Origin of the sequence: Streptomyces sp. E2N166, from assembly GCF_003671715.1 — a bacterium.
GTDB lineage: Bacteria > Actinomycetota > Actinomycetes > Streptomycetales > Streptomycetaceae > Streptomyces > Streptomyces thinghirensis.
The window spans coordinates 869,263-873,142 of sequence record NZ_RAIF01000012.1 but is presented as its reverse complement, the minus strand read 5'-3'; the positions used below and the strand labels follow the sequence as shown (position 1 = coordinate 873,142).

Sequence of the window (3,880 nt, the reverse complement as noted above, 5' to 3'; positions counted from 1 at the left end):
GGCACCGCACGGGCCGGTGTGCGCGGCGCCGACTTCGCGGCGCGCGCGGCACGGGTCGCCCGCGCCGCGCTGCCGGGCGGCACCCGGGACTGGCGGGCCGGGAACCGGGCGCACCTCGAACTACGCCCGGCCGCGACGGAGAAGGTGCGCCGGGCGGGCGGCACGGAACGCGTGGCGCGACGGGTGGCGGCGGCACTGGCCGAGCACCCGGACGTGGTGCTCGCCTACTGGGACACCGGTCTCGCCCGGCTGGTGGTGACCGCGACCGAGGAAGCACTCACCGACCGGGTGGTGGACCGGGCCGTCGAACTGGCCGAACAGCACGGACTGACCCGGGTGGACCAGCGGGGCCCGGGCGATCCGGTGGAGGAACTGGCCCACCCCGGCGATCCGGCCTCCGTGCGGGTCGCCGCCACGGCCCTCGGGGCCGACATGCTGGGCATCGCCGCCGCCGTGACCGGCGCGCGCCTGCGGCTGCCGCCCTCGCCCCGCCTGGTGACGGCCGTGGCGACGCTGCTGCGCGAGAACCCCACCTTCCGCGCCTGGCTGCGCGAACGCCTCGGCGCCCACGGCATGGAGGTGGCAATGGCCGCCGCCAACGCGGCCGTCCACGGCGCCGGCCAGAGCTACACCTCCCTGGTGCTCGACGGGGCGCTGCGCGTCTGCCAGCTGACGGAGGCGGTGACCCGGACGGCGGCCTTCGAGGTCGTGCACGACCAGCTGTGCGCCCCGGACCGGGTCAGCCTGCCCGCCGACCCCGCCCTGCGTCCGCCGCTGCAGAGCACCCCGGCGCAGGACTACGCCGCCCACGCCTCCACCGGCAGTGTGGCGGGCGCGGTGGCGACCCTGCTGGTCAAGCACGACGTGGCCGAGGCCGCCGAGGCCGTACTGGCCGGCTCGCCCAAGGCCGCGCGCTACGGGCCCGCCGCCTTCCACGCCGTACTGAGCGCCGCGCTGTCGCGTACCGGCGTGCTCGTACGCGACCCCGAACGGCTGCGGCAGCTGGAGATGGCGGCCACCGTCGTCCTGCATCCGAGCGCCTTGCGGGCGCCGGACGCGAGCGCCGACCCGTGGACCGAGGACGTGCTGGACGCGGCGCGGCGCGCGGGACTGCGCGTGGTGATGGTGGAGGACCCGGCGCTGGCCGACTTCACCGGTCTCGCCGACCAGGTCGTCAGCGCCGGGCGCCCGCTCAGGGACGTCGTGGACGAACTGCGCTCCGAGGGCGGCGTGATCACCGTCGTACGGCCCCGGCCCGGTGACGACGAGACGGTGCGGGCCGGGCTGCTCGGCGGGGACGTGGCCGTCGCGCTGGCCGACGCGGACGCCCCGGTGGCGTGGGGCGCGGACGTGCTCGCCCCGCAAGGACTCGCCGACGTGTGGCGGCTGCTGCGGGCGGTGCCGGCGGCCCGCGCGATCGGGCGCCGGTCGCAGACGCTGGCCCGGTCCGGGGCCGCGCTGTCCGGCCTGCTGGTCGCGGTCGGCGAGGCGCGCGGCAAGGGCGAGAACGGTGGCAAGGGCGGCTATTCGGCGTTGCCCGGGCTGCGGCACGCGCCCGTCGACGTGAGCGCGGCGGCGGCCCTGCTGTCCGGCACGCGTGCCGCGTTCGGCGTGGCGATGGCCCGCGCCCCGCACCCCCGGGCGCGGGTGGCGTGGCACACGCTGGATCCCACGGGCGTACGGGAGCGCCTGGAGCGGGAGAAGGAGCCGGAGCCGTCCCTCGCCGAGCAACTGGCGGCCAGGACGCGCGCGGTGGCCGACCGGGCGGGCCGCGTTCCCGTTCTCGCCCCGGTGAAGTGGACCTGGCAACTGGGACAGGCCGTGCGGGGCGAGCTGGACGATCCGCTCACCCCGGTACTGGCGGTCGGCTCGGCGGCCGAGGCGATCCTCGGCTCCGTCATGGACGCGCTGCTGGTCGTCGGCGCGCTCGACCTGAACGCGCTGGTCGGCGGCTTCCAGCGGCTGCGGGCCGAGCGGGCGCTGTCCGGGCTGCTCGCCCAGCAGAAGCAGAAGGCGCGGGTCGCCGAGGAGGAGACGCACGACCCGTCGGCCGAGCCGCTCGTCGTGGACGCCGCCAAGCTGCATCCGGGCCACATCGTCGACCTCAAGGCGGACGACGTCGTGCCCGCCGACGCCCGGCTGCTGTGGGAGGACGGCCTGGAGGTCGACGAGTCCGCGCTCACCGGCGAGTCGCTGCCGGTGGACAAGTGCGTGGACCCGGTGACGAACGCCCCCGTGGCCGAACGGCACTGCATGGTCTTCGAGGGCACGACGGTGGTGGCCGGCCGTGCCCAGGCGGTCGTCGTGGACACGGGGGAGCACACCGAGGCCGCGCGGGCGGTGTCACTGGCCGCCCGTACGCCCTCGGCGGCCGGAGTGCAGGCAAGGCTCCAGGAGCTGACCCGCAAGGCGCTGCCGCTGACGCTGGCGGGCGGGGCCGCGGTGACCGGCCTCTCGCTGCTGCGCGGGACGCCGATCCGGCAGGCCGTCGCCGGTGGTGTGTCGGTGGCGGTGGCCGCCGTGCCCGAGGGGCTGCCGCTGGTGGCGACGGTGGCCCAGCTGGCGGCGGCCCGCCGGCTCAGCCGCCGCGGCGTCCTCGTGCGCACGCCGCGCACGCTGGAGGCGCTGGGCCGCATGGACACCATCTGCTTCGACAAGACCGGCACGCTCACCGAGAACAAGCTTCGGGTGTCGCGGGTGGCGGGCGCCGACGGCACGGTCCGCAAGGCGGCCGACCCGGACGCCGCCGACGCCGTACGGGTCGCCGCGCGCGCCTGCCCCCGCCTGAACGGCGACGGCGCCCGGCCCACCCACGCCACCGACGAGGCCGTCCTGGACGCCGCCGGGGACGACCCGGAGTGGGAGCAGGAGGAGGGCCTGCCCTTCGAGACCTCGCGCGGCTACGCCGCCGCCGTCGGACGGGACGGGGACGGAGCGCCGGTGCTGGTGGTCAAGGGCGCCCCGGAGACCGTGCTGCCCGCCTGCGCCGACCTGCCCTCGCACGCCACCGAGGTGGCGCACGGCCTGGCCCGCGACGGACTGCGCATCATCGCGGTGGCCAGCCGGCCCCTGGGCAAGGGGGAGAAGGCGGCCGACGTCCTCGAACAGGCGCCGGAGAAGCTGGAGTTCACCGGGATGCTCGGGCTGGCCGACGTGGCCCGCGAGACGTCCCCGGCGCTGGTGCGCGGGCTGCGCGAGGCGGGCGTACGTCCCGTGGTGCTGACCGGCGACCATCCGCAGACCGCCCACGCCATCGCCGTCGACCTGGGCTGGCCCGAGGACGCGGTCGTGGTCACCGGTGACGAGATCGCGGCCGCGGACCGTACGGCACGCTCCCGGATGCTGCGTGACGCGGACGTCGTCGCCCGGGTGGCGCCCGAGCAGAAGCTCCAGGTCGTCGAGTCGATGCGGGACGCCGGGCGGGTCGTCGGCATGGTCGGCGACGGCGCCAACGACGCCGCCGCCATCCGCGCCGCCGACATCGGCGTCGGCATCAGCGCCCGCGGCTCGGCCGCCGCCCGCAACGCCGCGGACCTGGTCGTCACGGGTGACGACCTGCTGGTCCTGGTGGAGGCGGTGCGAGAGGGCCGGGCGCTGTGGCACAGCGTCGCCGACGCCATCGCCATCCTGATCGGCGGCAACGCGGGCGAGGTCGGCTTCGGCATCCTCGGCACCGTCCTCGGCGGCTCCGCCCCGCTGTCCACCCGCCAGATGCTGCTGGTCAACCTGTTCACCGACCTGTTCCCCGCGATGGCCGTGGCGGTGACGGAGACGGGGGACCCCGAGCAGGAGGACGCCGACGCGGGCGCGCCGCTCGGTACGGCGGTGCTGGGCGAGCCCCTGATCCGCCAGATCCGGCACCGGGCGATGACGACGGCAC

The 3,880-nt window shown here is 76.8% G+C and carries 1 protein-coding gene; it reads left to right on the top strand.

Annotated features, from left to right (window positions below):
• The coding region (locus EBH09_RS11700) for an HAD-IC family P-type ATPase (RefSeq protein WP_238697276.1) at window positions 1–3,880 on the top strand (3,880 nt) is incomplete at both ends.